This is a genomic window from Spiroplasma endosymbiont of Megaselia nigra, from assembly GCF_003987485.1.
Lineage (GTDB): Bacteria > Bacillota_I > Bacilli_A > Mycoplasmatales > Mycoplasmataceae > Spiroplasma.
On sequence record NZ_RCOO01000290.1, the window covers coordinates 1 to 977 of the forward strand.

The following is a 977-nucleotide window of genomic DNA, read 5'->3' on the forward strand; positions in this document are numbered from 1 at the left end:
TAATGATCCTGAGGCAAATGAAAATATTACTCGTGATGTTAAAAATGCTTTAAAATTAGCAGGTGAAATAATTGATATTATATCTAGTAAAACAGTATCTAGACCTTATAATTATAGTTTAGATAATTATGCTCATTCATGAGAAGAAGAATATAAACATATTAGTAAAAAAACTTTTTATCCAACATTATTATTTTGATTAAAAGAACAATTACAAACAGATAATTCAATAAATATTACTTATCCTACTATTAATGACTTTTCTAAAATTGATTATAATGAGTATATTAAATTAATAGTTCCCTTTGATAATGATACGATTTATTATGAAAATAATGTCTGAAAAGCAAAACAAAGTGGTGAAATTCCATCAGATGTTATTAAAGATAGTGATTTGGATAAAAAATATATTGATAAAGAAAACAATAAATATATTGTAAAAACTTCACAAGATATTAATACTAAACAAAATAAATTAGTAAGTGGGACAAATATTAAAACTATTAATGGTAATTCATTATTAGGTAATGGTGATATATATATTAGTGGTGGAAGTAAGTGAGAAGTAGTAGATACTAGTGATTTTAATCCAACTGTTGAGTATCAAATTAAAAATTTTGATAAAGATAATTATATTTATGCAATTTGAGTTGATAGCGATGAATATTCTTATGGACCATTAATTACTAAACCTAAATTTACTAAACCACATATAAATGGTGTCGCTTTTGGAAAAAACCCCTCTTTAGAAACCATTTATTGTATGGAATTATCAACCAATGGGATAACTAGACTACATAATTTTACAAATGAAAATACTAAATTATATGACATTTTTATTCAAAGAAAAAAAGTAATTTAGAAAGGATTTTTAATTAATGAAACAAGATAAAACAACTTGATTAAAGGGTGCCTTACCTTGAAATTGATTTAAAAAAGACCCTATTCCGACTTATAATTGAACTCATAAAGATATT

General features: G+C 23.4%; 1 protein-coding gene. It reads left to right on the top strand.

What is annotated here, in order from left to right:
- Nucleotides 1–862 (top strand): hypothetical protein (locus D9R21_RS07745; protein WP_158613998.1); only part of this gene is annotated, 862 nt, incomplete at its 5' end.
- Nucleotides 863–977: the final 115 nt, after the last annotated feature.